The sequence below is a fragment of the Rhizobium sp. P2_G2 genome (assembly GCF_056403555.1).
In genome coordinates this window covers 1-5,210 of sequence record NZ_JBFUFF010000205.1, presented here as the reverse complement: position 1 = coordinate 5,210, position 5,210 = coordinate 1, and the positions used below count along the sequence as shown (strand labels likewise).

Annotated in this window: 3 protein-coding genes; 1 reads left to right on the top strand and 2 read right to left on the bottom strand. The window is 61.4% G+C overall.

The features are described 5' to 3' along the window. On the bottom strand, positions 1 to 170 hold a 170-nt coding region (locus tag AC1D06_RS41745), incomplete at its 3' end, for a Clp protease N-terminal domain-containing protein (RefSeq protein ID WP_477991362.1). Between the two features lies 1 nt (position 171). Here AC1D06_RS41745 and clpB point away from each other — a divergent pair. Next, positions 172 to 2,772, top strand: a complete 2,601-nt coding sequence (clpB, locus tag AC1D06_RS41740; protein ID WP_477991360.1) for an ATP-dependent chaperone ClpB — start codon at positions 172 to 174, stop codon at positions 2,770 to 2,772. Between the two features lie 65 nt (positions 2,773 to 2,837). On the opposite strand, the gene AC1D06_RS41735 is transcribed toward clpB, so the two are convergent. Beyond that, complete coding sequence (locus AC1D06_RS41735) at positions 2,838 to 4,778, bottom strand: M23 family metallopeptidase (protein WP_477991359.1); 1,941 nt, start codon at positions 4,776 to 4,778, stop codon at positions 2,838 to 2,840. Positions 4,779 to 5,210 lie beyond the last annotated feature (432 nt).

Sequence of the window (5,210 nt, the reverse complement as noted above, 5' to 3'; positions counted from 1 at the left end):
GCCATGCCCTGATTGTCATCGAGCAGTGCCTTGAGCACATGTTCGGCGGTGAATTGCGGATTGCCTTCACCGACCGCATAAGTCTGCGCGTTCTGCAGGAAACCCGATACGGGAGCTGAATCCTGATACTTCGGTCCGTGCCTTAGGGGCGGGGCGAGAAACGGAGACATTATGAATTTAGAGAAATATTCCGAACGCGTTCGCGGTTTCCTGCAGAACGCGCAGACTTATGCGGTCGGTGAAGGCAATCCGCAATTCACCGCCGAACATGTGCTCAAGGCACTGCTCGATGACAATCAGGGCATGGCTGCGTCGCTGATCGATCGCGCCGGAGGCGATTCCAAAGTCGCCCGGCTGGCGAATGACGAAGCGTTGAAGAAGCTGCCGAAGACGTCTGGCGGCAACGGCCAGCTTTCGCTTGCCCAGCCCTTGGCGCGCATCTTCAACAATGCCGAGGAACAGGCCAAGAAGGCCGGCGACAGCTTTGTCACGGTCGAACGGCTGCTGATTGCCCTGGCTTTGGAGCCGAGCGCGACCACTGCCGACTCACTGAAGAAGGCCGGCGTCAATCCGCAGGCGCTGAACCAGGTGATCAACGAGATCCGCAAGGGCCGCACGGCAAACAGCGCCAATGCGGAGGCTGGTTTTGACGCGCTGAAGAAATATGCCCGTGACCTCACTGCCGAGGCTCGCGAGGGCAGGCTCGATCCGGTGATCGGCCGGGACGACGAAATCCGCCGCACGATCCAGGTCCTTTCCCGCCGCACCAAGAACAATCCGGTGCTGATCGGTGAGCCCGGCGTCGGAAAGACCGCCATTGCCGAAGGCCTGGCGCTCCGGATCGTCAATGGCGACGTGCCGGAATCGCTGAAGGACAAGAAGCTGATGGCGCTCGATATGGGCGCCTTGATTGCCGGCGCCAAATTCCGCGGTGAATTCGAGGAGCGGCTGAAATCCGTGCTCAGCGAGGTCCAGGCGGAGAATGGCGAAGTCATCCTGTTCATCGACGAGATGCATACGCTGGTCGGCGCGGGCAAGGCGGATGGCGCTATGGATGCGTCCAACCTCTTGAAGCCGGCGCTGGCGCGTGGCGAATTGCATTGCGTGGGTGCCACGACGCTCGACGAATACCGCAAGCATGTCGAGAAGGACGCGGCACTTGCCCGGCGTTTCCAGCCGGTCTTCGTCGACGAGCCGAAGGTCGACGACACGATCTCGATCCTGCGCGGCCTCAAGGAAAAGTACGAGCAGCATCATAAGGTACGGATTTCAGACTCTGCACTGGTGGCCGCAGCCACGCTGTCCAACCGTTACATTGCCGACCGGTTCCTGCCGGACAAGGCGATCGACCTGATGGACGAGGCCGCCTCGCGGCTGCGCATGCAGGTCGATTCCAAGCCGGAAGAGCTCGACGAACTCGATCGCCGCATCATCCAGCTGAAGATCGAGCGCGAGGCGCTGAAGAAGGAAACCGACACGGCGTCCAGAGATCGGCTCGAAAAGCTCGAAGCCGACCTCGCCTCGTTCGAGGAGCAGGCGGATGCGCTGACGGCCCGCTGGCAGGCGGAAAAGCAGAAGCTCGGCCTCGCCGCGGATTTGAAGAAGATGCTCGACGACGCCCGCAACGAGTTGGCGATCGCGCAGCGCAAGGGTGAATACCAAAGGGCCGGCGAACTGGCCTATGGCACGATCCCGGCTTTGGAAAAGCAGCTCACCGACGCGGAATCGAGCGATGGCCGAGGCGCCGCCATGGTGCAGGAAGTGGTCACGCCTGACCATATCGCCCATATCGTCTCGCGCTGGACCGGCATTCCGGTCGACAAGATGCTCGAAGGCGAACGCGACAAGCTGCTGCGGATGGAAGACGAGTTGGCGAAGTCGGTCGTCGGTCAGGGTGATGCGGTTCAGGCCGTGTCGCGCGCCGTCCGCCGCGCCCGCGCCGGCCTGCAGGATCCGAACCGGCCGATCGGCTCGTTCATCTTCCTCGGCCCGACCGGTGTCGGCAAGACGGAGTTGACCAAGGCGCTGGCTCGCTTCCTGTTCGATGACGAGCAGGCGATCACGCGCATGGACATGTCGGAATATATGGAGAAGCACTCCGTTTCGCGGCTGATCGGCGCCCCTCCGGGCTATGTCGGTTATGACGAGGGCGGGGCGCTCACCGAGGCAGTTCGGCGCCGGCCCTACCAGATCGTGCTGTTCGACGAAGTCGAGAAGGCGCATCCGGATGTGTTCAACGTGCTCCTGCAGGTTCTCGATGACGGCCGCCTGACCGATGGCCAGGGCCGTACGGTGGACTTCAAGAACACCCTGATCGTCATGACCTCCAATCTCGGTGCCGAATATCTGGTCCGGCTCGCCGATGACGAGGACAGCGACAAGGTGCGCGACCAGGTGATGGATGTGGTGAAGGCGGCCTTCCGGCCGGAATTCCTCAACCGCGTCGACGAGATCATCCTGTTCCATCGCCTGCGGCGCAGCGAGATGGGCGCGATCGTCGATATTCAGCTGACGCGCCTCGCAAAGCTTTTGGCCGATCGCAAGATCGAGCTCGAACTTGGCGAAGATGCCCGCAGCTGGCTGGCCGACAAGGGCTATGATCCTGTCTATGGCGCCCGGCCGCTGAAGCGGGCGATCCAGCGCTACGTGCAGGATCCGCTGTCGGAGCGTATTCTTTCCGGCGATTTCCCGGATGGATCGCGCATCCATGTCTCGTCCGGCTCCGACCGGCTGCTGTTCAAGGCGCGCAGCACCGAGAAGCAGGCGGCGTAGGCAAGCGCTATCGAATACGAACGGCGGCCTTTGGCCGCCGGTTTCGTCTGAGCTTCAATGGTGAACTACTGGCTGGCGACCCTGGTTTCGCCCTTGTCGATCAGGTCGTCGATGCGCTTGCGCTCCTGCTCGAATTTGGCGAGCTCGTCGCCCTTCAATGCCTTGCCGGCCGGCAGGCGGATGCGCTGTGGATCGACGCGGTTGCCGTTGACGATCACCTCGTAATGCAGGTGCGGGCCGGTTGATTCGCCCGTCGTGCCGACCCAGCCGATGATCTGTCCCTGGTGGACATGGGCGCCGGGCACCACTTCCTTGGCGATCGCCGCCTGGTGATTATAGGACGTGACATAGCCGTTTGGATGCTGGATCAGCGTCTGGTTGCCATAGCCGCCCTTGTCCCAGCCGGCCTTGATGACGGTGCCGTCGCCGGCGGCGATGATCGGCGAGCCCTTCGGGGCAGCCCAGTCGACGCCGGTATGCATGCGCATATAGCCAAGGATCGGATGCCGGCGCATGCCGAAACCGGACCTGAACACCGCGCCGGGCACCGGGTTACGTATCAGGAACTGCTTCAGGCTCTTGCCGTTCTGGTCATAATAATCGACCGACATGTCGGTCTGGTCCTGGAAACGGTAGAGCTTCGTGTCGGTATCGCCGAACTTGGCGTGGATGTAGAGCAGTTCGGAATCCTTGGTCGCCTCGCCGGTCTCGTCTTCGACGGAATAGAAGGCTTCGAGCTTGTCGGTCGGTTTCAGCTGCGCCTGGAAGTCGACATTGCTGGAAAGCAGCCGGATCACATTGGCGATCATATCCTTGCTCATGCCGTAGGAAAGACTGGCGCGATAAATGCCGTCATAGACCCGTGGCAGATCGTCGTTGTCGGCAACCTGAGCGGAATTGTCATCGAAAGCGGTCTGGACGGCGGCGAGCGCCGGCGGTTCGGTGCCCGTCACCAGCTTTCCCTTGTCGTCGGCCGCCACGGTCAACTGGTGGACGCCGTGCGAATAGAGGCTGACGCGGACGATGCGCGCCTTCTCGCCTTCCTGGACGACGCCGACGCGCACCACGTCGCCTTCGGCGAGTTGGTCCTTTTGCACAGCGGACGAGAGATAATCCTCGATATCCTTGACCGGCCCCTTGGCATAACCGGCGGCGACCAGCACCGAGCTTAGCGTTGCCGCCGTCCGCACGGGAATGACATCATCGGCATATTCCGGCGTTTTCTGCGTCACGAAGCTCGGCATAGCGACCGTGGTGTTCTCTTCGACCACCTTGGCCGAGAGCTTGCCCAGAACGTCGATCGTGTCGGTGTCGGAAGCGAAGCGCTGCGGGTCGACATAGGAGAGCGTCGCGACCTGGCTGTCGTCGGAGGTCAGAAGCGATCCGTTGGTTCGGACATTCTCCTCGACCTCGTCATAGGTCATCGATGGTCCAAGCGGGAAGGGGGAGGTGGTCGCTGGGAAATCGATCACCTTCAACGACACCTCCGATTCGACGTCGGAGCCGTAGAAGACGGGGGAGGGGGCTGCGGCGCCCGGCTTGTCGGCCTCGGAGGAGACGATATTCAGCGGGTCGAAGGCCGGATAATCGGTTTCACTCGAATAGTTGGCGGCGAGCGCCATCTTCACCAGAGCAAAGGGCTGCTTGCGCACCACCTGCTTGTCGCCATCGGCGACGACAGTCGGCACATCCATGACCTGCCTGTCGGACGGCTTGGCGGCGACGGTGGAGGTGATCAACCTGCCACCCTTCTGCACGGTGTCGATCGCATCATCCTTGGTATCCGCGCGGCCCATGGCGGACGCTTCGGCCGGAATGGTCAGCAGTTCGCGGCCTTCGAGCGCGGCAAACAGTGCGACACCCATGAGAATGGAACTGGTGATGCCGGTCAGGAATGTGCCTGAGAGCCAGCGCAGCGAAACCTCGCGCCGGTCAGGCGTGCGCCGTCCTTCTGCCAGGATCGGTGGCTTTTCTCCGAGTGACCGGATGATTCTCGCGTCATGCATGGATCAATTGTCCGGTCCCGAATGTCCGCCCCTCAAGAGCCGCCATGAGTGCAATATAATCGCGCGTGAGTCAAACTTGCCTGGCCGGCGCGATCCGATCCGGATGGATTCGGCTCTAAATGTGAAAAACTGGCGGCAGATCGGCAATTTTGTGCGTCGCAAACCGACCCTTTTCAAAATATCGCACCGCAACCGATTGGAAATCTCGGGCTTTCAAAAAAACTTCACAAAACTCGAAAAAAGCGTTTGACACTCTGAGGCCTCCCCCTTATAACCCGCACATCGAACGGGGCGGCGGTTGCTTCTGGCGGCCAACGAGCTCGCTCCTGCAAAACGGTTAAGACTGTGGCGCTGGAGACTAGATAGAGAGCAGACTACCAAGACATTGGTGAGCATGCTTTGACCGGGGATAGCAGGGATGTTGTTTCTGGG

Excerpts from the sequence above, each read along its gene's own strand:
- clpB (WP_477991360.1), top strand. The coding sequence starts at position 172 with ATGAATTTAGAGAAATATTCCGAACGCGTTCGCGGTTTCCTGCAGAAC.
- AC1D06_RS41735 (WP_477991359.1), bottom strand. The coding sequence starts at position 4,778 with ATGCATGACGCGAGAATCATCCGGTCACTCGGAGAAAAGCCACCGATC.